This window comes from Shewanella sp. GutDb-MelDb (genome assembly GCF_002836075.1).
Lineage (GTDB): Bacteria > Pseudomonadota > Gammaproteobacteria > Enterobacterales > Shewanellaceae > Shewanella.
On sequence record NZ_PJBM01000234.1, the window covers coordinates 31482 to 54577 of the forward strand.

At 43.5% G+C, this 23096-nt stretch carries 22 protein-coding genes and 1 riboswitch; of the genes, 11 read left to right on the top strand and 11 right to left on the bottom strand.

All coding sequences use genetic code 11. The annotated features are described in order from the left end of the window. Window positions 1-14 precede the first annotated feature (14 nt). Window positions 15-467, bottom strand: coding sequence for a transcriptional regulator OhrR (locus tag CXF82_RS14435; RefSeq protein ID WP_101091577.1), 453 nt, complete (start codon window positions 465-467; stop codon window positions 15-17). Between the two features lie 115 nt (window positions 468-582). On the opposite strand from CXF82_RS14435, the gene CXF82_RS14440 reads away from it, so the two are divergent. The 4 genes from CXF82_RS14440 to CXF82_RS14455 all read left to right on the top strand — a co-directional run bounded on the left by CXF82_RS14440 (window position 583) and on the right by CXF82_RS14455 (window position 3777). Then, window positions 583-1008, top strand: coding sequence for an organic hydroperoxide reductase Ohr (locus CXF82_RS14440; protein ID WP_101091578.1), 426 nt, complete (start codon window positions 583-585; stop codon window positions 1006-1008). 252 nt (window positions 1009-1260) lie between these two features. After that, window positions 1261-1707, top strand: coding sequence for a hypothetical protein (locus tag CXF82_RS14445; RefSeq protein WP_101091579.1), 447 nt, complete (start codon window positions 1261-1263; stop codon window positions 1705-1707). A gap of 355 nt (window positions 1708-2062) precedes the next feature. After that, window positions 2063-3484 (top strand): cytochrome C biosynthesis protein, encoded by a 1422-nt coding sequence (locus CXF82_RS14450; RefSeq protein ID WP_102044434.1) that lies wholly within the window; start codon window positions 2063-2065, stop codon window positions 3482-3484. Between the two features lie 95 nt (window positions 3485-3579). Further along, window positions 3580-3777 (top strand): cytoplasmic protein, encoded by a 198-nt coding sequence (locus CXF82_RS14455; RefSeq protein WP_101091581.1) that lies wholly within the window; start codon window positions 3580-3582, stop codon window positions 3775-3777. Window positions 3778-3792: 15 nt separating this feature from the next. Here the strand turns inward: CXF82_RS14455 and CXF82_RS14460 are convergent, their stop codons facing one another. The 3 genes from CXF82_RS14460 to ahpC form a co-directional block, all read right to left on the bottom strand. Beyond that, a complete protein-coding gene (locus CXF82_RS14460) occupies window positions 3793-4935 on the bottom strand; it encodes a GGDEF domain-containing protein (RefSeq protein WP_257982795.1) in 1143 nt (380 codons plus the stop codon). A gap of 77 nt (window positions 4936-5012) precedes the next feature. Further along, window positions 5013-6575: an alkyl hydroperoxide reductase subunit F gene (ahpF, locus tag CXF82_RS14465; RefSeq protein ID WP_102039310.1), complete on the bottom strand. Its 1563-nt coding sequence runs from the start codon at window positions 6573-6575 to the stop codon at window positions 5013-5015. A gap of 259 nt (window positions 6576-6834) precedes the next feature. Beyond that, window positions 6835-7404 carry an alkyl hydroperoxide reductase subunit C gene (ahpC, locus tag CXF82_RS14475; RefSeq protein WP_101091584.1) on the bottom strand — a complete coding sequence of 190 codons (570 nt, stop codon included), beginning with the start codon at window positions 7402-7404 and terminating at the stop codon, window positions 6835-6837. A gap of 358 nt (window positions 7405-7762) precedes the next feature. On the opposite strand from ahpC, the gene CXF82_RS14480 reads away from it, so the two are divergent. After that, window positions 7763-8461, top strand: coding sequence for a DUF4937 domain-containing protein (locus CXF82_RS14480; protein WP_102039309.1), 699 nt, complete (start codon window positions 7763-7765; stop codon window positions 8459-8461). A 58-nt stretch (window positions 8462-8519) separates the two neighbouring features. On the opposite strand, the gene CXF82_RS14485 is transcribed toward CXF82_RS14480, so the two are convergent. After that, the gene (locus tag CXF82_RS14485) at window positions 8520-9263 is read right to left on the bottom strand and encodes a spermidine synthase (RefSeq protein ID WP_102044435.1); all 744 of its coding nucleotides are present in this window, start codon (window positions 9261-9263) and stop codon (window positions 8520-8522) included. 311 nt (window positions 9264-9574) lie between these two features. Between CXF82_RS14485 and CXF82_RS14490 the strand changes: the two genes are divergently transcribed. Continuing rightward, complete coding sequence (locus CXF82_RS14490; protein ID WP_101091587.1) at window positions 9575-10099, top strand: DUF3332 domain-containing protein; 525 nt, start codon at window positions 9575-9577, stop codon at window positions 10097-10099. 87 nt (window positions 10100-10186) lie between these two features. Here the strand turns inward: CXF82_RS14490 and CXF82_RS14495 are convergent, their stop codons facing one another. Beyond that, window positions 10187-10924, bottom strand: a complete 738-nt coding sequence (locus CXF82_RS14495; RefSeq protein WP_101091588.1) for a dienelactone hydrolase family protein — start codon at window positions 10922-10924, stop codon at window positions 10187-10189. Window positions 10925-11121: 197 nt separating this feature from the next. Further along, on the bottom strand, window positions 11122-12111 hold the full coding sequence (locus CXF82_RS14500) for a 2-hydroxyacid dehydrogenase (protein ID WP_102039307.1): 990 nt from the start codon (window positions 12109-12111) through the stop codon (window positions 11122-11124). Window positions 12112-12573: 462 nt separating this feature from the next. Between CXF82_RS14500 and CXF82_RS14505 the strand changes: the two genes are divergently transcribed. The 5 genes from CXF82_RS14505 (at window position 12574) to asnC (ending at window position 15216) form a co-directional block, all read left to right on the top strand. Beyond that, entirely contained in the window at window positions 12574-12984 is a 411-nt protein-coding gene (locus tag CXF82_RS14505; protein WP_101091590.1) for a hypothetical protein, read from the top strand. After that, window positions 12959-13498 (top strand): class I SAM-dependent methyltransferase, encoded by a 540-nt coding sequence (locus tag CXF82_RS14510; protein WP_101091591.1) that lies wholly within the window; start codon window positions 12959-12961, stop codon window positions 13496-13498. The genes CXF82_RS14505 and CXF82_RS14510 overlap by 26 nt, the downstream gene beginning before the upstream one ends. Before the next feature lie 27 nt (window positions 13499-13525). Next, complete coding sequence (locus tag CXF82_RS14515; RefSeq protein ID WP_101091592.1) at window positions 13526-13816, top strand: hypothetical protein; 291 nt, start codon at window positions 13526-13528, stop codon at window positions 13814-13816. 171 nt (window positions 13817-13987) lie between these two features. Continuing rightward, window positions 13988-14665: a bifunctional tRNA pseudouridine(32) synthase/23S rRNA pseudouridine(746) synthase RluA gene (gene rluA / locus CXF82_RS14520; protein ID WP_101091593.1), complete on the top strand. Its 678-nt coding sequence runs from the start codon at window positions 13988-13990 to the stop codon at window positions 14663-14665. 89 nt (window positions 14666-14754) lie between these two features. Further along, window positions 14755-15216, top strand: a complete 462-nt coding sequence (gene asnC / locus CXF82_RS14525; RefSeq protein ID WP_101091594.1) for a transcriptional regulator AsnC — start codon at window positions 14755-14757, stop codon at window positions 15214-15216. 64 nt (window positions 15217-15280) lie between these two features. Here the strand turns inward: asnC and CXF82_RS14530 are convergent, their stop codons facing one another. From CXF82_RS14530 to CXF82_RS14545, 4 genes are all read right to left on the bottom strand, one after another. Next, window positions 15281-19069 (bottom strand): S8 family serine peptidase, encoded by a 3789-nt coding sequence (locus CXF82_RS14530; protein ID WP_102044436.1) that lies wholly within the window; start codon window positions 19067-19069, stop codon window positions 15281-15283. A gap of 342 nt (window positions 19070-19411) precedes the next feature. Then, on the bottom strand, window positions 19412-20521 hold the full coding sequence (locus CXF82_RS14535) for a succinylglutamate desuccinylase/aspartoacylase family protein (protein ID WP_102044440.1): 1110 nt from the start codon (window positions 20519-20521) through the stop codon (window positions 19412-19414). 32 nt (window positions 20522-20553) lie between these two features. After that, window positions 20554-21918 carry a lysine-sensitive aspartokinase 3 gene (lysC, locus tag CXF82_RS14540; protein ID WP_102044437.1) on the bottom strand — a complete coding sequence of 455 codons (1365 nt, stop codon included), beginning with the start codon at window positions 21916-21918 and terminating at the stop codon, window positions 20554-20556. A 182-nt stretch (window positions 21919-22100) separates the two neighbouring features. Next, a riboswitch (Lysine riboswitch) is annotated at window positions 22101-22280 on the bottom strand. Between the two features lie 78 nt (window positions 22281-22358). Then, a complete protein-coding gene (locus CXF82_RS14545) occupies window positions 22359-22787 on the bottom strand; it encodes a DUF3293 domain-containing protein (RefSeq protein WP_102044438.1) in 429 nt (142 codons plus the stop codon). Window positions 22788-23096: the final 309 nt, after the last annotated feature.

Sequence of the window (23096 nt, forward strand, 5' to 3'; positions counted from 1 at the left end):
ACAGCTAACCCCCTTTACCCCTTTGAATGGCTAAGTTCGGTGTAGATATCATCACAAAGTGATTTTAACTGGCTCAACTTTTCAACCGAAGTTTTTAACTGGCACATCATCTGCTCTGGCACCTTTTCAGCTGCAAGTTTTAGCGTTCTCGCCGCATCAGTGATATGCAGCACTCGCACTCTTTCGTCGAGTTCACTGCGTCCTCTAAGCACCATACCTTTGACTTCCAAGCGCTTAAGCAGCGGTGTTAGCGTACCTGAGTCTAAGTGCAGCGCGTTGCCCAGTTCCTTCACACTGATGCCATCATTTTCCCATAGCACCATCATGACTAAATATTGTGGATAGGTAAGATCTAACTTTTCCAGTAAAGGTCGGTAAGCCCTCACCATCGCATTTGTTGCACTATACAGCGAAAAACACACTTGATTATCAAGGCATAGCGGATCGCGTGTTTGCTCAATTGACATTTATTTGAATCCTTTAAAACTTAATTGCGCACAATATACTTGCGTTAAACATAAAAATCGATATAAACTTGCTAGCAATTGAATTGTGCACAACCTAAATACTTAAGGATTTACCATGAAAACTATTTATCAAACAACTGCAAACGCAACCGCTGGACGTAACGGTGTCGCTAAAACAGAAGATGGCCTACTTAATGTCAATCTTAGCTACCCAAAAGAGATGGGCGGTGCGGGCAATGCGACTAATCCAGAACAGCTTTTTGCAGCCGGTTATGCGGCATGTTTCTCCAACGCCATATTACACGTTGCACGAGAGCAAAAAATAGTCATCAATGCTGCACCCGTTAGTGCAACCATAGGGATTGGTGCTAATGAGTCTGGCGGATTTGCACTGACTGCTGCACTGACGATTGAACTCGACCTTGAACAAGAGTCGGCGATAGAATTGGTGCGTATCGCTCACCAGGTTTGCCCTTATTCGAATGCTATCCGCAATAATATTGATGTTAAATTAACCGTGAATCAACAAGTATTAAAATAATTCATCTGGCTAGAATACAGTCAATTTGTTGTCATAAAATGGGGCATTCATCAAAGCAGGCGAGTATTGCTGGGCGACCATTTTATGACGCTTTACCTAAACAAGATCCTTACCATACTTTAGTCGTAACTAAAGCGTAAAAGATCATTGCAATCAATGCCGCAATAACATAAATTCCTCTGCATAAAATCAAGGAACATTCTGCTAAAACTGATTTTTAAAGACTTATATTTTACAAAGGAATGCTAAAAAATGAAGTTTATAGTCATAATTGGCTTTATCATCGCCAATTTAACTGCAGTCAATGTGATGGCACAATGCGGCGAAAAAACACATATTGCCGATATCCCCTATGCGAAAAACAGCTCTTACTTCAGCACTGAATATAGCGTTCAACTTGACGACATAATGGCTCACTATCAGTCGCTATCGGGTTATCTGTTGCTAGAGTTTAAATTGAACAAAGTGCAACATAACGAAGACGTCAAAAATTACAATAAATGGCTAGCGAGTAGAAGGATTGATCGGATTAGAACTTACTTGAATAATGCTGCTTATCCAGCGCCGATTATTAGCCGTATTTTAACCGCCAGCAACCAACCCGAGCGTTCTGTTGCCATTATCTGGTGTGACACACAAGTCAATGACACCACCCCTCAGGTAGCAAAGTTCAGTGGAGTCACTCCTAACTCTCAATAAGCCAAAATATTCGATAAAGCTAGCTGAACAGGGGTTAAATCATCATCGAGTCAACAAGCTTGATGATTAGCCCTTCGACGAAAGCAATAGCTACCGCCCGATCTACCAAAACGTGTTATTAACACTAAAACAATCAATCATAAGCCTCTTATTTATTCCAAGCTGAAGTAACTGATTATAAAATAAGTTAAAAGTTTCAAAATATTATTAAAAATCGGTGGTTGTTCCCAAAAGTGATTTATTCGAGAATTCGCCCACATATTTGACACATTAATTTATCAATTAGGCCTCAATTCAGTAAAGTATCTAATACCAATCGATTCAATCACGCTTCTTCTGCCCATTTGGAGTTCCTATGGCCAAATATATTTTACTCTTAGTGACACTGCTATTTTCGAGCTTCGCACTCCCCACCTTTGCTGCCTCGGCAACAGAACAACCCACCGTTTGGCATTACACTAATGATGCAGGAGAGCTAAAAGTTAAGCTGTATTTTTTCTGGTCACAAACCTGTCCACACTGTAAAGAAGCACATCCCTTTATTGATAGTTTGCCTGAACGTTATCCCTGGATTGAACTTGAAGATCATATGATTTCAGATCCAGAGACGATGACGATTTGGCAAGAAATTGCTAAACAAACCGGCACAGAAGCTCGCTCAGTCCCTTACTTTGCCAGTGGAAAAAAAGCCGTCATCGGTTATAGCAGCCAAGCCGTAACCGGAGAATTTTTAGTTGATCGTTTAAAATCATATTACATTTCACTTGGGGGGAAACTCACAGCAGAAACCGCCAGTACACATGCGGCTGACACACCAGCCAGCTCTGGGGCTTTCTTTGAAACCTGCAGTGAATCTGCCAGCGCTGGCACTTGTGATTTAGGGATTGATAGCACTAGCGAAATTAGCACATCAGATGTGCAGCCAGTTGAGTTACCCCTTATCGGAGTCGTTCACCCTGAACAGATGTCATTACCGCTGCTAACGGTGGTACTCGCGGGCGTTGATGCATTTAATCCATGCGCATTCTTCGTATTACTGTTTCTTTTATCTATCATGGTAAATGCAAAGAGTCGCACTCGAATGCTGATTGTGGGTGGGATTTTTGTCTTCTTTTCCGGTTTTATCTATTTCATTTTCATGAGCGCATGGCTCAATATATTCCAACTCCTCGGCGCGGGAAGCGACGGTGGCTGGATTATTCTAGGTGCGGGTATGCTCGCCCTTGTTGCCGGAGCGGTGAATATAAAGGACTACTTCTTTACTAAAGGAGAAGTCACCTTATCGATGTCAGCCGAAAATAGAACTGGCCTTATCAAGCGCATGGGTAAACTCACCAGTGCTAGCAGCATGACCGCAATGATTGCCGGTACCGTAGTGCTGTCTATTCTTGCTAACGCTTATGAATTACTGTGCACAGCTGGCTTTCCAATGATCTATACCAGTGTGCTTTCAATGCACGATCTTCCGGCAATGGAACGCTATATGTACCTTGCGTTTTACAACATTGTTTATGTGATCCCACTGGCCATTATCGTCATCGCTTTTAGTGTCTCTTTAGGAAAGCGTAAGCTCACTGAAAAAGAGGGACAGACCCTAAAATTAATGTCCGGCATTATGATGGTGGGTCTAGGAGGAATGTTGGCAATTGATCCTACGGCTTTACAGAATGTGGTATTGGCGATTGGGCTTATCTTAAGCTCTATTGTTATCACCTTTATCATCACTTTTACCCGCAAAGCGATTGAGAAAAAAAACAAAGCAAGTTCGGCTAAGTAGTACGGGATTCGGCGTTACATACTGTAACAAGGAAACACTTAAGCGATAGTGTGTAGCGCCGATATAACATTAAATCCCTATATCACGAGTCCACTATGAGTATTTCATTATCAACCCCAAACCTTGAGCCGAATATGAGTCATGGCAGCGTAGGTTTAAAAGTTGCACAGATGTCAAAAGAGCAGCAAAAAATTGAGGGCGATATTGCGCTTAAATTGATTGAGTCTGCTTTGCCACAAACGGCACCAGCCCCTGTTGGAAATACAGGGCATATCATTAGCACTAAAGCCTAGTACTAATAAAGAGCGCTAATGCTTAGTGTTCTGCTCATCGCTACAAACCGTATTTCTACCGGCTGATTTAGCGCGATACAACATGCGATCAGCCATTTTAACAAGATTGTCTTTACTCATCCCTTGCTCCCACTGAGCAATACCTTGCGATAATGTGACCCATTCTGAGACATCAGAACAGGGGTGGATTAGTTCGGCTTCTGCTAGCAAGCTTTTGACCTTTTCTGCCACGCGGGTAGCACCAAGCAGATCAGTATTGGGCAAGGCGATAACAAACTCCTCACCACCATAGCGTGCAACGAGATCTCGAGGGCGGCTAACCGCCGCGCTGATAATCTCAGCGACTTTAACTAATTGGTCGTCGCCCGCTTGGTGTCCCAATGTGTCATTTAGGCGTTTAAAGAAATCAATATCGAGTAAAATAATCGATAATGCATGGTTATTGCGTTCAGATGCACGGAGCTCTTGCGCCAATATTTCATCAAAGTGACGACGATTACTGATATTCGTCAGGCCATCAATAAGCGCTAACCGTTTAAATTGTTTTAGTAACTTTTGCTTTTCGAAATCTTGAATGACCGCCTTAACGAACCATCCAGAAATGATCTTTTGCCCTGACATGATAATAGCCAGTACACAGACAAACTTGATAAGTGGAAATACCGGCGCGTCAGGATACTCATTCAATCGATAAAAACAGGAAAACAGCAAGAAGGGTAAAACCGCCAGTAACATCACTTTGCGATTGGGAAGCAGCGCAAATACAAATACCAACGCAAGAATATCGGCGAGCAACTCAATACCCGGCAGTGGCCTACTGGACAGTTGCACTAAGCCATAGAGCAAATAACACCAAGCCACCACTAACAATATCAGGAAGGTATAACTCTGTTGACTCGTCACGTCATTCCAAGCCAATAATTTCATCACAAAAAAAACGACTACTAATACCGTAACGGGCGCTAACTCAGGCAAGATATCTTTGATGTTGTAGAGATCATGAGCGAAAAAATAAATGTTTAGTATGACCACTACCGCTAAAAACAACGTCATATACATCGCCCAAAAAATACCTTGTTGAAGAATATTTTGAGTTTCGATTTTAAGCTGATGTTTATATTGATTGCTATTCAGGGCAATTCTCCACCGATGAGGCACTTATAGCCTCTATGTTAGTTGAATTTCTCAATAAAAAAAGCCAGTAAATACTGGCTTTATACTTATTTTGTCAGCAATTATGCCGCGATAGATTCATCGACATCGTGGCGAATAAGGTAATCAAATGCCCCTAATGACGCTGTTGCCCCACTGCCCATCGCGATAATGATCTGCTTATAAGCGGAGTTTGTCACATCACCCGCTGCAAATACACCTGCAAGAGAGGTTTCTCCTTTAGCATCAACAAGGATTTCACCACGCGCCGTCATGTCGATGGTTTCTTTAAGCCACTCAGAGTTAGGCACTAAGCCGATTTGAACAAATATGCCATCCAGTTCGACATGATGAGTCTCTCCCGTCGCTCTATTGGTGTAGTTCAAGCCGTTCACTTTCTTGCCATTACCAGTCACTTCCGTTGTCATTGCTTGAGTGATTATTTTAATGTTGCCCATTGAGTTTGCTTTACGCTGCAGTACATCGTCGGCGCGCAGTGTGTTATCAAACTCTAATACTGTCACGTGCTCAACAATATTGGCTAAATCAATCGCAGCTTCGATACCAGAATTACCACCACCAATAACCGCCACACGTTTACCTTTAAACAGTGGACCATCACAATGTGGGCAATAAGCAACGCCGCTGCCACGGTACTCTTGCTCGCCAGGCACATTCATTTCACGCCAGCGGGCACCTGTTGCTAATAATATTGTTTTGCTGCGTAGCACCGCACCACTTTCAAGCGTCAGCTCAAATAATTCACCAGACTTGAGGCTTAATGCACGTTGGTTATCCATAATATCAACATCATATTCATGCACGTGAGCTTCAAGATTCGCCACCAGCTTTGGCCCTTCAGTCGCTTTTACTGAGATAAAGTTTTCAATACCGACAGTTTCAGCGACTTGGCCACCAAATTTATCAGCAACAATACCGGTACGTAAGCCTTTACGCGCAGCGTAAATGGCAGCCGATGCTCCAGCGGGCCCACCGCCAACGATTAGGACTTCGAATGGCTCTTTTTCATTAAGTTGCTCAGCTTTTCTACCTGCTGCATTAACATCTAGTTTATTGAGAATTTCAACGGTACTAATGGCACCCATTGAGAACTGATCGCCATTTAAGTACACCGAAGGCACTGCCATAACGTTGCGTTCGTTCACTTCGTCTTGGAATAACGAACCATCTATCATCACGTTAGTTATTTTAGGGTTAATCGCCGCCATCATATTTAGCGCTTGCACCACTTCAGGACAAGTTTGGCAACTCAGCGACACGTAAGTCTCGAAGTGATATTCACCCGGTAACTGACGAATTTGCTCAATCACATCTTGCTCAAGCTTGATTGGGTGACCACCACTGTGTAACAAGGCTAATACTAAGGATGTAAATTCATGCCCCATTGGTAAGCCTGCGAAAGTAATTTGACTGGCGAGTTGCGGATTAATGACTGACATAGAAGGAGTACGTTCGCCGACCTTCTCAACGACTGAGATCAGCGGTGACAAGCTATCAATATCGGCGGCAAGCGATTTAAGTTCCTGCGCCTTAGCACTGTCATCAGCAGACACAACAAGCTCAACTGGGTGTTTGAGGTTCTGCAGGTAGGTATTCAGTTGATTCTTTACATTTGCATCTAACATGATGATTCCTAATTCTGAAAGCGTGACACATCGACGAAATGCTCTGTCGCTTGGGCAGATAGATTTCGACCTAAAAATAAAAGATGATGTTGAAAATAAAAAGATAACGGGTTTGATGTGTAAAAAGGGGTCAGCTCAGGTTTCAGGGGAGCCAAAGCTGACCAACTTACCTAATGTCTACTGATGTTCTAGATAACAAGCTTGAATATCAATACTGATAAACAGGCCGTTATCTAGATTTTCACGTTAATACTGCTAGTTAGATCTTACCAACAAGGTCAATCGACGGTGCTAGTGTTGCTTCACCTGGCTGCCATGCTGCTGGACAAACTTCACCGTCGTGAGTTGCAACATACTGAGCAGCTTGGATTTTACGTACTAGTTCAACTGCACTACGACCAATACCTAGGTCATGTACTTCAGCAACTTTGATTTCACCTTCTGGGTTGATAACGAAAGTGCCACGAAGTGCTAGGCCATCTTCTTCAATCATCACACCAAAATTACGTGTAATTGCGCCAGTTGGGTCACCAATCATTGGGTACTGGATTTTATTGATAGTGTCAGAACTTGAATGCCATGCTTTATGAGTGAAGTGTGTATCAGTCGACACTGAGTAAACTTCAACGCCCATCGCTTGCAGCTTCTCGTAATGGTCAGCCATGTCGCCTAATTCAGTTGGACAAACAAAAGTGAAATCTGCAGGGTAGAAGAAAACAACTGACCACTTGCCTAATAGGTCTTGCTCTGTCACTGAGTGAAAATCACCTTTATGGAAAGCAGTTGCAGAGAATGGCTTAATAGTTGAGTTGATAATTGATTGAGTCATGTAAAGCTCCGGTCTAATAATTTAAAAATAAATGGGATATTTCTATTTAATTCAACAAACTGAGATGAGTGATGATGAGTCTCTGTAAGCCAGTTCGTTTTCGATGTGAGAATAATAGCGGAGTGACGAAAATTAAGATAATGGATAAAACCTATTATCTTAATCTGTTTTACCGAATAGAAGTATAAGCGCCGAGCTCGAATGTAAAGGCAATCGTTCTATGCTATTTTCGATGGCGATCGATGCACCTTATGCACTAGGTGTTTTTATATGGCAATAGCCGCCGATAACGATTGACGGGGCTTTGTCACTCAACCGGGGGATTAACCTCAGCGAGATAAACAAGAAAGGTTTACCAATGATCGTTAAATACATTAACTGCCACGTTAAGCCTGCGTTGAAATCAACCTTTAGTGAAGGGCAGCGTTGCTGGCAACGTACTGCTGAGTCAGATGGTTTTATTGCTCAGATTGGTGGATGGCAAGACGACAGCGCTATTATCTTGGCTTTATGGGAGCGCAAAGAATCCGTTGAACATTTTATGCAGCTATCTCATGACGCTATCGCTGAGGACGCCAATCAACAAGATAGCTATAACAGTCTTGAGGTTGATTACTTGCAGCAGGTTTTAGACATTCCCGGCCATCACAGCGCACTCTTGGCAACTCGCGGGTCCGCTACCCCTTCGCCAACATCACTAACTGCACCCGATCAGGCATTGGCAGCAGAGTTAATGAAGAGTGCGCAGTTTATTGGTATTACCCAGTGCAATGTCACAGCAGACAAGGTTACCGACTTTATCCAGCAGCAAATCAACTTGTGGAATCCGGCAATGGCAGCGGTGACGGGCATGCTTGGCGGCATGCTATTACGTTCAAGCTCAAAGGGTAACCCGTTTGTAGTGATCACTTATTGGTTAACCGAAGCCAGCCACCAACACTATATGCAACACGTATATCTCGACATCCAAGCAATCGCGAATCAAAAGTCGTTAACTGAGCACGTACAGGACCATCAATTGAAAGTCGAACCTCACTGGCGCTTCGCTCACCCTTAAATAGATCTGTAGCTACGTTCGAAAGTGGATAAATCCAGGTCCGTTGGGTATAAACAGCTTACTTCCATAAATCAAAGCGGGTAAGCGAACGGGCCAATGGGAAATCCAATTGGTTCGATAATGCTTGTGCGTGATGTTTTAATGCGCTCGAGCTGATGTCACGTCTGGTTTTCCCTGCAATAACAACCCAGTTAGCACTGCCTGTAAGACAGGCTCTTACCTCAACAAAATGCAGTTCAAGATAAGCCAGTAATTCCCGATTCTTGCTATGTTCCTTCCAACAATTCAACACTAGGTAACCATCGGCTTTTATCAACGCTGCACATTGGGCGATAAATGATTCAGATACCTGTGCCACATCAACACCTTCAGCGCTATAAATATCAGTGAAAATGATATCAACCCGTTTGTGATCGCCAAGCGCTAAAAACTGAGTCGCATCTTGATTAATCACTTTCAGCTTTTTGCTTAACGGTAACTGAAAATAGCGTTTAGCTAAGTCAATCACATCAGCCCTGAGCTCAACAGCGGTCAGCTTAATCCCTGCATCAAAATGGCGTAATGCATGGATAAGTCCCCCACCACCGAGTCCGAGTACAATGGCACTTTTAGGTTGGCTATACAGCAATACTAATAACATGGCTTGCACGTAAGTATGTTGCGGAATATGTGGCGCAGCTTTAAGTAATTTACTTTGCTCGTCGTTTTCACCAAAGGCCAAAATTCTCGACTCTTTATCATCTAAAACAATAAGTGGGCCATACTCATCTTCGGTTTGGTGTAATACTTGGTAATCAGACATGCGCTCTCCATTAATAAGGCCGCTATTATGCGTGAAACTGAACGGCAATAGAATGCCCTGTAATAACCGTTATGTTCCGCTGACAGTGCCACCAGCGCATACGCAATAACAACCACAACATGAGTACCACCAATTAATCACAACTTAACAAGTAATCAAGCGTTGCCCCAATGCCGTTATCACCCCACCAAAATAGATAACACACGCAACAATGATGATAAATGACGAACATTGAAACGTGACAAGGTTCTCATTTCATTTTTAACTAATACATACAATCTGCATCCCGCTTAAATCACTTGAATTTATAAATGAAAAAGAAAATATCCGCGCTTGCATTAACCGCAATACTGACCAGCCAACTTAGTGGTTGCATGGGACAAATGGGCTTAAGTCAGATGGTCACTAAAGGCAACTTAAGTGCCGTTGATAACCGCTACGGTCGTGCAGGTCTATTTGTGTTAATGAGCCCTCTGTACGGTATTGCGGCAACTGCAGATCTATTTATTATTAATAGCGTGGAGTTCTGGACTGGCACCAACCCAGTAACAGGTCGCTCGCCAGCGGTTGTGGATATGCCAGTAGAAGCCATTTTTAAGGTCAATCAACATTTAAATAGCGATTTGACCACAGCGCCCCTACCTGAAATAAAACTCACTAGCGCAGCACTAGAAGCCAAAGATGAAAACACCCTGTTGATGACCTTGTTATATGAAGATGGCAGTCAACAAGTGATGTCCGGGATCAAGCAAAATGAGCATGTCGACTTTTACTTGGATAATGCGTTTATTACCCGAGTGAGCCTAGAAGAGCTAGCCGCTTACCAACAAAGCTAATCTTAGCGATAAGCGCCCCAAAGGCGTCGCAAATAAAAAGGGCGATCAATCATCGCCCTTTTTACGAGTAAAGCTGAACTTAGAAAACTATTTCAACGTCCGCTGAAAAAATGCCACGGCTTTAAGGTACATTTCCAATGCAATCGCAGGATCATATCGCTCCCCTTCATCACGCATAAAGGCATGCTGTGCATTGACCTCTATCCAACTAAAGTTGCGTTCAGTCGCCTCAAGCTTAGCGTAAAGAAGCTTACGCCCTTCACTCGATACATGCGGATCTTGCTTACCAAAAACCATCACTAATTCTGCCGCAATATCTGCAGTACGCGATAGTGAGTCGTTACCTTTTTGGCTGGGTAATGTATTGGAATGAATATCGGTTGGATATAAACAGAAAGCGCCAAGAATATCAGGATTAAGCGCAGCGCGATAAGCTAAGTGCCCGCCAAGACAAACTCCCATACTACCAACCTGGCTGCTGCAAAAACTCAAGCTTCGAGCAAAATCAACTAAGGCTTCTGTGTCACTATCGTGTTGCTCTAACGGCTTAGCAAATTTATCGGCATTGCCTTTATCTTTACCAGCTTCATCGTAGGCCAGCACAGTACCAATCGAGTTTAGTTCATGAAACACTTCTGGTACCAGCACTACAAAGCCATGTCCAGCGAGTATGGCTGCAGCACGCGCTATTGGCGCTGTTTGTTGAAATATTTCAGAGTAGAAGATAATCGTTGCAAACTGACCTTCGCAATCAGGGCGATATAGATAAGTTCGCATAGTGCCTGTAGCAGTCGAAATATCATGGGTTTCTTGAGTGATGATCATCGGCTTTATTCCTTAGATTCAGTCATAGAAGCTAATTTGCTACGTGAAAGCAAACTCTGTTCTATTATGTCTTTCTATTGGGCAATTTCAGCCTCTAGCCTAAAACAACTCACTATTTTTAGCCACAAAAAAGCAGAATCGACTTATGTGCTACTAACACAAAAGAGAATTCTGCTATTTGTTTAACGGACTCGCTATTAAAACAGTTCGTTAGGGCACTTCTCACCCGCTAATAATTGCTTAACATTGGTTAGCGTAGTAGCAGCAATAGCCCCTAGCGCTTCTTCCGTTAAGAAAGCCTGATGCCCTGTAAAGATAACATTGTGGCAAGCCGATAAACGTCTAAACACATCATCTTGAATAATTTCGCTCGATTTATCTTCGAAAAACAACTCTTTTTCGTTCTCGTAGACATCAAGTCCTAATGACCCCAATTGACCCGTTTTAAGGGCTTCCATCGCATCTAGCGCGTTGAGTAGCCCACCACGACTGGTGTTTATCACCATCACTCCGGGCTTCATTTTAGCAAAGCTTTTTTCACTCAATAAGTGATGGTTGTCTTCCATCAATGGGCAATGAAGGCTAATCACATCACAGATAGGGTACATCTCATCAAGCGTGACATACTCAACGCCTAAGTCGATCACTGCCTGGCTCGGGTAGGGGTCATGTGCAATCACCTTACAGCCAAAACCCTGCAGGACTTTAATCGTCGCAAGACCTATTTTACCCGTACCAATCACACCAACGGTGCGACCATGCATATTAAAACCCACCAAGCCCTCTAGTGAGAAGTTGGCATCACGGGTACGTTGGTAAGCTTTATGAATTTTGCGATTCAAAGTCAGCATCAAGGCAACGGTATGCTCGGCGACTGATTCCGGCGAATACGCAGGAACGTTGACCACTTTCATACCTAAACGCTCTGCTGCTTCCAATCCAACATTGTTGAAGCCAGCGCAACGCATCGCAATAATTTTAGTGCCACCTTTTGCCAGCTCCACCAAAACCTCTTCGCAAAGAGAGTCATTAACAAAAGCACAGATCACTTCAAAGCCTGCGGCCAACTTTACCGTTTGCATGCACAAGCGGTAATCAAAATATTCTATATCAGCACCGAATGCACTATTGGTGCGGTCAAAATGCTGCATATCGTAATGCTTAGCGCTAAAAAAACCGATTTTCATTGCAGAACCTTATCCAAAATAAGTAGATAATATGGAGAGTAAGTTTATGTGATATTGGGAACTTTGTCGCGCGAGCCCTTAAATGTGTTTTAAAAGGCAGATAAATAAAAGCGAGCTCCTGACAGCTCGCTTACCCGCTTAATCATGTTTAACCGCAGGCAGAGGACTGCGCCAGTGTTAAACCTTTAGGATTGATGTAGCAATGAATTGTTAGCTATCCGTAGAGATTTAAGCAAGTAGCAGTACGTTATCACTATACATTCGGCAGTATTGCTCGTTAGTTCACATTTATTATGTTCAATGTTATGCCTTAAAACTGATATCCAAGCCATTTAGAAATAGCAATTGCTATAAGATCAGCTTGTGATTGATCGCGATAATCAAGCTGTGATCAATCTCAGCTTATCTTTAGGGCAATTACTGATAAGCTTTGCCTAAATAGAAAGGAGCACGCAATTTATTATGGCTAGAAAAGCACTCTCAGAAAAACAATTTTTGGTCCAACGTTTTTCCAAAACCACATTACGTGCCATCCATATTTTAGGGGTCACGGGTGCGGGCGGTGGCATTTTGATGCACGTCCCCCAAGATCAATGGCTCGTTTACTGGATTATGGCCATGAGCACGGGGGCCGCAATGATGTTGTGGGAAGTCGTTCGTGACTGGCGCTGGCTCATTCAATTAAAAGGTGTACTCACAGTTGTTAAACTAGGACTGCTCTGCCTATTCATCCCTTTTGCCACTTATAAACCTGAACTGCTGATCACGGTTGTGTTATTGTCGGTTATTGTCTCCCACGGGCCCGCAAGCCTCAGACACTTTTCAATCGTACACGGACGCAGAATTGATGGAAAAAAAGAAGTTAAAGGCTAATGCCGCACCGCTAATTAGCCAGTTTACTGAACTAAAAGACTTTGTCGCCGCCAGTAGCCATGTGCTTGACTTAGCCTGTGGCACCGGTCGAAATGGCAACTGGTTTGCGCAGCAAGGTTGCCACGTTACCTATTTAGATCGCGATTTAAACAGGCTTCAGCTGAGTGATAACACTGCAGAAGTCGAGTTATTGCAATGGGATCTAGAAGCTGACGACGCGCACACTCTGCCTGCTAACACTTATGATGTAATCGTGGCCTTTAACTACTTACACCGGCCACTCTTCTCACAGATAATGGATGCTATAAAGCCTGGAGGCCTCATTATCTACGAAACATTTACCACCCAACAAGCCACCATCGGTAGACCACGCAATCCAAATTTCTTATTAAAAACCGGTGAATTGAAAGCTTTATTTGCTAACTGGCGCTGCCTACATTACTCTGAGGGTCTGCTTGGTGAATTAACCAACGCAAGTTATAAAGCGCAGATAATCGCGCAAAAACCTCTGTAAGCACTGCTAAAGGATTGATAGCAATTTATGTTTCCATACCCTGAACACTACCGCGTTGCTGCACCTCCGATTATTACCGGGGCCATGGTTGTATGGGCACTATTAAGTCGCTTAGTATTTGGTGATGCCAGTACCTATAGCCTTTATCCACTATTAGCCCTATTTCCACTGGTCATATTATTGCACCTGATACTTATATGGGATGCCAGAAGTATGGGCCGACTCGATCAATCTTTCTATGCACTCGTGCATTGTTCACTTGCCTTCGTGGTATGGACTTTTTGCATCATGCACGTCAACGGTCATGGGTTCTCTTAAGCCTTCCTCCTTTGGCGTCAATCGGTACTGTTACGTTAACGCCCCTCAAGCACAGCCATGCCCTACATATCTGCGTATTATGACCCCTTTATGATATTTCAGGGTGAATCTGCTTGCATGGAGAACAGCCAAAGAGGTATCTTTGCGGCGCATTTTTAAAAAGGTTCTACCATGACTGATTTCGTATATGCTCCGCCCACATCGCCTTGGCTCGACATTTTGCACCAAGACAAAGATATTATGGTGCTCAACAAGCCTTCAGGCTTATTGTCGGTGCCTGGTCGCGCGGCTGAACATCATGATAGTACCTATAGCCGTGTACTCGCCGAATATCCAGACGCTAAGATAGTGCATCGACTTGATATGGCCACCTCAGGCGTCATTGTGGTAGCGCTGCTGCGCAGCGCTGAATCTGAATTAAAGCGACAGTTTAGAGACAGAGAAACCGCAAAAACTTACTATGCGCGCGTTGCAGGTCATGTAAAAGCCGACACTGGCACTGTTAACCTACCTTTGATTTGCGACTGGCCTAATCGACCTAAGCAAAAGGTTGATCATCAAATTGGCAAGGCATCACAAACTCATTATGAGGTTATCAGCCGTGCCAAGCGCTCAACACTGGTAAAGCTCACCCCCATCACCGGTCGCTCTCATCAGCTACGAGTGCATATGATGGCGCTAGGTCATCCGATTTTGGGTGATAACTTCTACGCGGACCCTTTAGCAAAACGTTTAGCACCACGCTTATTACTGCATGCCCAATCGCTAACCATTACTCATCCATACTCGAAAGAGCCAATGACATTTAGCTGTGAAACACCTTTTATGTCGGCGGAAGCAGAACAGTAAATCCTTAGGGAAATACTGAAAAGACTAGATTATCAATATAAAAATACGTAAATTGTTTTAATTCACTTTAAAAAATATGCGTATTTATTATGGAAACCTCATTTCAAAGAGATTCACTCGACAACCAGATCCTTTCTGCACTGATGAAAGAAGCGCGAACCCCCTTTGCTGAGCTTGCCAAACGCTTTGGTGTGAGTGCTGGCACCATCCATGTTCGCGTCGAAAAAATGAAACAAGCCGGAATTATCACAGGAGCACAAATTACGGTTAACCCTAAAGCACTTGGCTATGATGTCTGTTGTTTTATCGGTATTAATTTGAAAAGTGCGGGTGATTACCCTGCCGCGATTTCAAAGTTAAATGCGCTAGAGGAAGTGGTTGAAGCGTATTACACTACGGGGAATTACAGCGTGTTTGTCAAAGTGATGTGCCAATCTATCGATGCCCTGCAGCATGTACTCATTAATCGCATTCAATCGATTGATGAAATCCAATCTACCGAAACCCTCATTAGCCTACAAAACCCAATCGTTAGAGCTGTAAAGCCTTAGTTTAAAAGTCGAATAATAAAAAAGGCTAACTCACGTTAGCCTTTTATTCAAATACCTTTAAACCTTATGACTTCAATTTACGTCGAATCCATACAACAGGTAGAAGCAATAGTCCTAACCAACCGAAAGAACCACCTTTATCAAGTTCTTCAGCCTGAGTAACCGATACAACTGTTGTCGCAGTGTCTGAATTACCATTTGAGTCTGATACCGTTAGCTCAAACGATAAAGTATCACCTTGGCTACCAACTTGAGGCGCTTCAAACATGAAAGACTCAGCTGCAGTATCAAACAAGACTGTTGCTCCGCCTGTTTGTAACCACTTATAAGTCAATTCATCATCATTACCATCATGTGATGCAGAGCCACTCATATTAACGCTAACACCTTCTACAACCCAGCTAGGTGAATCAGCAATAGCGACAGGAGCCACTTCAGTAACGCCGAACTTAAATAGCTCTTCAACTTCATCACCGTCAAAGCCATTGGTTAGCTTAAGTGCATAAGCCGAACCCGCTTTCGTCGGAATTAAGTCAAATCCAACTGACATGTTTTCGCCAGAAGCTGCCTTTTGAACAACAGTCCAAGAAATTGTATTTCCTTCTTGTTTACCATCGTTTGAAATATTAGCAACTTTATGGCCTGCTGACATTAATGCAGCAAATGTATACTCTTTATCTTCGTCGCTGAAATTAGGTTCAACATCGAAGCTAACACGGCTTGCAACTCCTGCTGGCATTGCATCAGACAGGTTTGCCATATGAGTAACATCATTCTTACGAGTAATGCTATATGGCAATTGAATCGCATTAGCACTAGCACCTGATTCTAAAATCAAGATACCTGCAGAGCTCTTATCAGTATCCCAATCAAATGTTAAGCTAAACTCACCATCTGACTCTTCAACCGACACTGATACATCATCGCTTAGCGATTCATCAGTTGCTAAAACAGAAGTGATACTGACGACAACGTCATCAGAACCGCCTGGTGTAGATGCTTTATAGCCATCAACGACAATGTAGTAATCGCCAGCTGGGAGGTTAGTGAAAGCGACAGATTCATCTGAGTTTGGACCCGCACTGCTGCCAATTTTCGTAAACGTAGCATCTAAAATACGAAGATCAACATCAGGCGCTGTCTCAGAAGAAGTTGAGAAGATAACGTTAGCTAAATCAGGAAGAGTAAGCCCAACATAATCCAATCCATCTTCAGCAACGTTCAATGTAGCAGGTTCGATTAAGTTAGTAGACTTATCATAAACACCCGCTTTAATGTTCGATAGATCATTTGAAACAAAACCAGAATAAGTCATGCTTCCTTCTTTACGACCTGCTGTAATAGCAAGGCTTGTAGGAAGGTTATCACCATGTGATTTAACTGCTACTGGCAATTTCGCTTCAGGCATACCGTCTGCCATAAGCTTGATATTGGCAAAGTTCCAACCAGCACTTGCTGCAGATACGTCAGCCTTTACTGTTAGCTCTTGTGTTTCACCCGCTTTCAACTCGAAAGACGCAGGCATTACTGAAAGCACTAGGCCATCAGTGACACCCATAGTGCTTGCTGTCCAAGTACCATCTTTTGTTGCTTTAACAGTACGTGTCCAACTGCATTCGCCAACACACTTTGCATTTGCCATTGTGACTAAGTTAATTTCTGAAGGCTGACCACCTAGAGCTGGGTCCGCTTTTACATAATCAACATAGCTTTCGTCCATGACAAGGCCTGCTTTGGCTGCAGCTTCTAAGTTTGCATAACCTGCACCCATATCAAAGAAGTCTGACGGTGTTACGCCATCATCTTTTAGTGTGTCTTGATTTGCAGTCATCATCAATGCAGATTGAACTTCAGCAGGCGTCCACTCAGGATGAATACTTGCTAGCAATGTTAACGAACCCGCAATATGTGGGCTAGCCATTGACGTACCGCTTAGAAAACCGTAATCGCTTGGATCTGGGTTTTGCTTAAATGCATCAGACTGGTCATTTGCATAAGCTGCAAAAATACTCACACCCGGTGCGGCAATTGATGGAGCAATCACGTTAGGAACAGATTTGTTTGGACCACGAGAAGTAAAGCTAGCAGCGATACGTGCAAGCTTTTCATCGTGTATCACTTCAGTACCTGTAATAGTACCAGTATGTTCAGCGCCACTTGCCATCCATGCTTTTAGCTCATCGCCTTTATTAGCATCGATATGGATTGCAGGAAGTACATGTGCATCAGCTACAACACTCGCAGCACCACCTTGAAGGTTCGCCAGCACTAATGCGTCAGCGCCACCAGCAAGGACGTTACGCCCTTTATCGACACGAGCAATTGCACCGCGATCACAAACAACAATTGAATTGTCAGCGAAAGTATCGGCAGGGAACGGCTCTAAGCACTGAGCTGGATCGCCATCTGGGTCATTGCTATTTTCAAAATTGCCAGCATAAACAAGAGTACCAGTGAATGCGCCCGTCATAGACTTACCAGTAAGCTCACCGGGTGCAGTTGTATCACCCCCCGAAAACGCACCAATATTTTTATCAGAGTAGTCACGATCATGAGTATAAGCAGCAACCGTCGTTAACCAAGGAGCATCACCTGGTGAACCCACTGTTTCCGGACCAGGACCTGAGTTACCAGCAGAAGTGGCAACATGGATACCTGCTTTACGAGCTGAAAGGAATGCTAGTGCATCGGCATCGTTCCATGGATTACTTGAACCGCCACCAATTGAATAGTTTAGCGCGTCAACACCATTTTCAATTGCGTGCTCCACTGCTAGTACTGTTAGCGACGGTAAACAACCCGCAAAACCAACATCATCATCTTCACCAGGTAAACATACTTGGTAAGAAACGATATTCGCATGCGGTGCAACTCCAGACATTGAAGCAAATACGACACCAGTATTACCACCATCAACGTCAGGGACATTGGTGTCTACAAGTACGTTACCCGCTGTAGTACCCGCGGTATGAGAACCATGGCCATTATGATCTTCACCGTTAGCAGGGACATCAATATCATAGTCTAAATAACCATCAGTCACTGCTGGCCAGCTATGAACACCAATCAGCTTATCATTACAAAGCTCTGCGAAATCACCAGCACAATCGCCAGAGTACACGCCTGGTCCCCATGGGTTTGAGTGATCATATTTATCGCCACCAACATCGGCAAATGAAGGATGGTCGGTGTTGATACCGGTATCAATGATACCAACAATCATTCCTTCGCCTTTACTTTCAGTACCTGTAGCCTCTCCGCTCCAGATTGCTGGTGCCTTGATAATCGCAGGGCCAGAGTCAGTCATTGTCTTACGTAGAATTTCGCGCTGGATGTTAGCAATTCCTGCAACATTAGCTAACTTAGCGGCTTGAGCTTGAGTCATTTCAACGACTAGACCGTTGTACGCTAATGTAGTTCTTTGCTTTACATTTAGCTCACCCAGTGCAGCAGTGGCTTTCTGAATCACGCTGTCTTGACGTGAATTCAGAAATGAACGGTAAGATTTTACATTGGCACTCGTAACATCTAACTTTCTATTTTTGCCTTGTACTTTCTCAACAGATGTCGCTTTATATCCCGCAATACCGCCTTGATAAAGCGCTACTGGATTTTCGATCAAACGCACAAAGTATCGATATGCACCTGAGCCTAAGTTAGCTTCTGGTGTAAAAATAGCGTTATTACGAACAATTTGATTTTCAGCGTATGACTTTGAATCTACGTTCTTAATTTGAACTCTAGCTTCCGCTGATTTTGAGAGAGTAATATTGTAGTCAGACGGCGCACTGATCGCACTCGCTGACATGGTGATTAGCGCAGTAGATACTGCAATTGCGATTTTGGTTTTCACTTGTCAATTCCTTAATACTTAAAAGTATTTTTTGTTATATCCTGCTTTGTTATGGTCCCTACTCTCCAACAAGAGGAAAGTTAACGCCAAATAACTTTCTGTAGCATATTCGACTGAGGGGGGAGCATTATTAACATAATAAAAACAAAGCGGCAAACATTTAATTAACAAGTATTACAAGTGGGAACACAAAGAAACCAAGCTGTAAACATTACATTACTTATAACTAACCTATTAATACTAGTTTCGTATAAATAACGAACTACTAATCGAAGATAATCGCTAGGTTTAGAGTATAAACAAAAAATGGATATCAGATTTATTTTCATAAAAACCTGAGCTTTAATTTAGCTCAAACACATTGGTCATCAGCTTGTATAGCTCAGTCCCTTGATAGACTGAAGCAGAAGCAAAGTGGAGGATGGGCACACAATCTTGTTCGAGGTATAGCGGGGTTAACTCCTCTTCAGTGCCATAACAATCAAGCCTTAATATATTGGCCAGAGGTTGATTAGCTTTTAACGGTTCGCCGGGTTGCGCTAAATACTCAACCATACCGCCTTTCGGTGAGTGATATTTTTTGTAGTCTTTCAGTAAGCAGCCATAACGTGCCATTACCGCAGGAGCCACTTGATCGGCCATCACGCCTCGATGACTCAAATAGGCTAAAATCCCCAGTGCATCTTCTCGGGCGTCATCCATATCGATACGCTCTTGGCTCGCCAGTTCCAATGTAAAAGCCGACACTGCTACATTCAATTCTCGCTCTTGTGTTGCGGCATACTCCACCAACTCCCACCATGGACAGAATGCGGCTTCATCCATCGCGCCACCAAAACTATTAGGCATAATTAAGCTATAAGGGATCGAGAAGAATTTAACCGAACTTTGTGCGTATTCAGGGCAATAAAGATGCTTACAAGACTTAGGCCCGGTATGTAGGTCAATCACTATGTCCGCTTGATGCGCCAACATTTGTAAGCTTATAGCCAGTCTTTTACCCGTTGTCACCCCCCAAGGGTTCGCCAAGTGAGCCTGGCAAGACGCTATAAGCTGTAGCCTAAAGGCTTGGTTGAGCAATTCATCACTTAAATGGCAATGCTCTGAGTACCAATTTGGGATATCTATCTGGTGATCTAAATATTCTCTGTTCCAATTAACACCGGTGATAGGATCAAAACGGCCTAGCGTAAATTCACCACTCTTTTGATTGATACCTAATGGATTTGCCAGCGGCAGTAAGGTGATCTCCCCCCGAACATCCATAGCTTCCAACTGTTTCATCAGCTGGAATATCACTGCGTTGCCTTGCACTTCTGCTCCATGAACATTCGCTTGCAAAAACACTTTTGGCGCAGATGGATCTTTTGCGGCCAGATGATACACAGGCACTCTCAACTCTTGCCCCGTCGCCAGTTCTCCGACGATTAAGCTAGATTGGGTAAATTGCATCATGTACAGTCTATTCCTTGGGTAAACAGTAATTAAGATTCAAACAGGTTTTCATGCAAAGCACGAATAACATCTGCAGCTTCTGCCTCTTCAACCAATACACACAGATTATGAGGGCTCGCACCTTGGCAGATCATTCGAACGTTATGCGGCTCTAATACTTCAAACACCCGGCGACATACCCCCGCCGTTGAAGCGATTCTATTACCAATCACAGCCACTAATGCCAAACCGTCTTCTACCCGCACGCGGCAATGCTGAGAGAGTTCTTGCAGTAAAGGCTCACTTAACAGACCGTTACCACTCGAGTCAGAGCCGGTTTTATCGAGTGTTAACGCCACATTCACTTCAGAGGTGGTGATGAGATCAACACTGATTTTATGCCGTGCCAACGTTGCAAACGTCTCCGCTAAAAAGCCTTGTGCGTGTAGCATTTGCAAGCTGTGCAGATTCAATAATGTTTGATCTCGTCTTACGGCAACTGCGCGATAAACTGGCTCGTCAGACACCTGATGTCGGATCCAGGTACCTCCTTGCTCTGGTGCCCAGCTAGATCCTACAAAGACTTGGATTTTTTGGCGTACTGCGGGCAAAATAGTGGCAGGATGCAGCACTTTGGCACCAAACGTGGCCATCTCTGCCGCTTCATTAAAACTTATCTCAGGTATAGGCTTAGCATTCGGGGCCAGTCTTGGATCCGTAGTATAGATCCCAGCAACATCAGTCCAAATCTCAACCGAGGTAGCACGCAGTGCTTCTGCAAGTAGAGCAGCGGAATAGTCACTGCCGCCCCTGCCTAATGTCGTTGTAGCCCCCTCAGCATCGGCACCAATAAACCCCTGAGTCACGATCACTTGCGATGCTAATAGAGGGGTTAAATACAGCGCTGCAAGCTCAGATATCGCCTCAATTTGTGGTTCGGCACGGCCATAGTGACTGTCCGTACGCATCACTTGCCTTACATCAAATGCTGAGGCCGAAGCGCCTTTTTCTCGTAATACTGCAGCAAAAAAAATCGATGAACACATTTCGCCTTGAGACAACAGCTCATCAACAACAGCCTTATGGCGAGTTAGCACTAGACGTTCAGCTAGATCTGAAATATGACTGAGTACCGCATCAATTTTGGCAGCAACATCACTTGGGTTCCCTAATCTATCGAGAATTTGATATTGAATAGAAGCTATCTGCTTAATTAACTGCTTACGATATTCATCCGTTGTTGTAGCTTGGGTCAGCGCAACGAGTTTATTAGTCACCCCACTAGAAGCACTCACCACCACAACTTTAGTGGCGGTGTTATTGATGATGATATCCGCACAGCGATGCATAGCATCGTAATCTGCAACAGAGGTACCGCCAAACTTAGCAACGGTTAACGTATGAATTACGGACATAAAGATGCCTCCACATGGAGTGAACACAATGTCGATTGGATATCGTTAAAAACTAATATAGATACTGATATAGAAACAGGTATAAAAACTGAGAGAAAAACTAACATGAATAAGCTCCGAACTAACTTCGTTCGAAGAGCCTGGTGCTAAGATATGCACCCCAGAGATGGGAAACAGCGATCGTCACCAGAAGCTCTCCACCATAATATAGGTGACAATCGTCAGGATTCAGCCTGAACGACCAATACATAAGACAGTGCCAAAACGTCTTTAGTATCTCGGCGTTAATCTCCATCATGAATGGTCAATGGGGTTTGGTCCCCTTTCATTCACTACCTAGTTAACGCTCCTCTTCTGTACTCAATTTGTACACAAACCAAGAGAGTAAAAAGTATATAAATAACACGTTCAAGTCAAACGAAATTTATACAACTTAAGAATTACACCCGGTCTGGAAATTCATGAACCACGTTGACCCGCGGCGAGAAAGCGCCGAGCGAAGTTTCCTGCCCTGACAATAAGCATGGGACCAATTGCAACTGATCATCTTCTACGTAATAGATAGCGTTTTGGTTGAACTGACACCCTAATTCGATTGCTGAAACTTTATCGGTCGACACCGCCCAGCTCTTTTCCATGTGTTTACGATCTTGCGATGCCCCCACCATCGCTCGATAGGGTCGACGTAACATGAGGATAGCTTGCTGCAGCTTTCGATCTAGCAGTCGATTTTGGCAAGGAGTAAGCGTCTTACCTCTTGGATTGTGTGCAGTGATGATTGCAAAAGATATTTTAGAGGACAATCCTTGCGTGATCAGGAATTGCGTTTCTTGATAATAGCGCCAAAGGCATTCGACTGACTGGTCCATTGCTAACAAACTCTCCACTTGAGGTGATTTTATTATAGCTAAATCGTTAGGACTCGCTAGGCGCGTGATATAGCTCACAGTAAATAAAAAATTACATTGTATAAATATCAGTCACTTAGGTGTAATATAGTGATCTAAGTCATGCCTTGGCGTAAATTTGTTAACATTTCATTTGTTAACAAATGCCTAAAACGAGTACAATGGGTCTTGTTGATTGACTCTCACTGCATACATGTAATGACACACTTTGTTACATATATCTGAAACAGATAGAAGAGTAATCCACACAGCTGTATCAAATGTGATCTA

What these genes read in the sequence shown, in the direction of transcription:
- CXF82_RS14450 (WP_102044434.1), top strand. Translation starts at nt 2,063, where the DNA reads ATGGCCAAATATATTTTACTCTTAGTGACACTGCTATTTTCGAGCTTC.
- CXF82_RS14510 (WP_101091591.1), top strand. Translation starts at nt 12,959, where the DNA reads ATGGAAAAAAAGAAGTTAAAGGCTAATGCCGCACCGCTAATTAGCCAG.
- CXF82_RS14515 (WP_101091592.1), top strand. Translation starts at nt 13,526, where the DNA reads ATGTTTCCATACCCTGAACACTACCGCGTTGCTGCACCTCCGATTATT.
- CXF82_RS14445 (WP_101091579.1), top strand. Translation starts at nt 1,261, where the DNA reads ATGAAGTTTATAGTCATAATTGGCTTTATCATCGCCAATTTAACTGCA.
- CXF82_RS14435 (WP_101091577.1), bottom strand. Translation starts at nt 467, where the DNA reads ATGTCAATTGAGCAAACACGCGATCCGCTATGCCTTGATAATCAAGTG.
- lysC (WP_102044437.1), bottom strand. Translation starts at nt 21,918, where the DNA reads ATGTCCGTAATTCATACGTTAACCGTTGCTAAGTTTGGCGGTACCTCT.
- CXF82_RS14490 (WP_101091587.1), top strand. Translation starts at nt 9,575, where the DNA reads ATGAAAAAGAAAATATCCGCGCTTGCATTAACCGCAATACTGACCAGC.
- CXF82_RS14545 (WP_102044438.1), bottom strand. Translation starts at nt 22,787, where the DNA reads ATGGACCAGTCAGTCGAATGCCTTTGGCGCTATTATCAAGAAACGCAA.
- ahpF (WP_102039310.1), bottom strand. Translation starts at nt 6,575, where the DNA reads ATGTTAGATGCAAATGTAAAGAATCAACTGAATACCTACCTGCAGAAC.
- CXF82_RS14505 (WP_101091590.1), top strand. Translation starts at nt 12,574, where the DNA reads ATGGCTAGAAAAGCACTCTCAGAAAAACAATTTTTGGTCCAACGTTTT.
- CXF82_RS14440 (WP_101091578.1), top strand. Translation starts at nt 583, where the DNA reads ATGAAAACTATTTATCAAACAACTGCAAACGCAACCGCTGGACGTAAC.
- CXF82_RS14535 (WP_102044440.1), bottom strand. Translation starts at nt 20,521, where the DNA reads ATGCAATTTACCCAATCTAGCTTAATCGTCGGAGAACTGGCGACGGGG.
- CXF82_RS14485 (WP_102044435.1), bottom strand. Translation starts at nt 9,263, where the DNA reads ATGTCTGATTACCAAGTATTACACCAAACCGAAGATGAGTATGGCCCA.
- CXF82_RS14455 (WP_101091581.1), top strand. Translation starts at nt 3,580, where the DNA reads ATGAGTATTTCATTATCAACCCCAAACCTTGAGCCGAATATGAGTCAT.
- CXF82_RS14480 (WP_102039309.1), top strand. Translation starts at nt 7,763, where the DNA reads ATGATCGTTAAATACATTAACTGCCACGTTAAGCCTGCGTTGAAATCA.
- CXF82_RS14495 (WP_101091588.1), bottom strand. Translation starts at nt 10,924, where the DNA reads ATGATCATCACTCAAGAAACCCATGATATTTCGACTGCTACAGGCACT.
- ahpC (WP_101091584.1), bottom strand. Translation starts at nt 7,404, where the DNA reads ATGACTCAATCAATTATCAACTCAACTATTAAGCCATTCTCTGCAACT.
- asnC (WP_101091594.1), top strand. Translation starts at nt 14,755, where the DNA reads ATGGAAACCTCATTTCAAAGAGATTCACTCGACAACCAGATCCTTTCT.
- rluA (WP_101091593.1), top strand. Translation starts at nt 13,988, where the DNA reads ATGACTGATTTCGTATATGCTCCGCCCACATCGCCTTGGCTCGACATT.
- CXF82_RS14500 (WP_102039307.1), bottom strand. Translation starts at nt 12,111, where the DNA reads ATGAAAATCGGTTTTTTTAGCGCTAAGCATTACGATATGCAGCATTTT.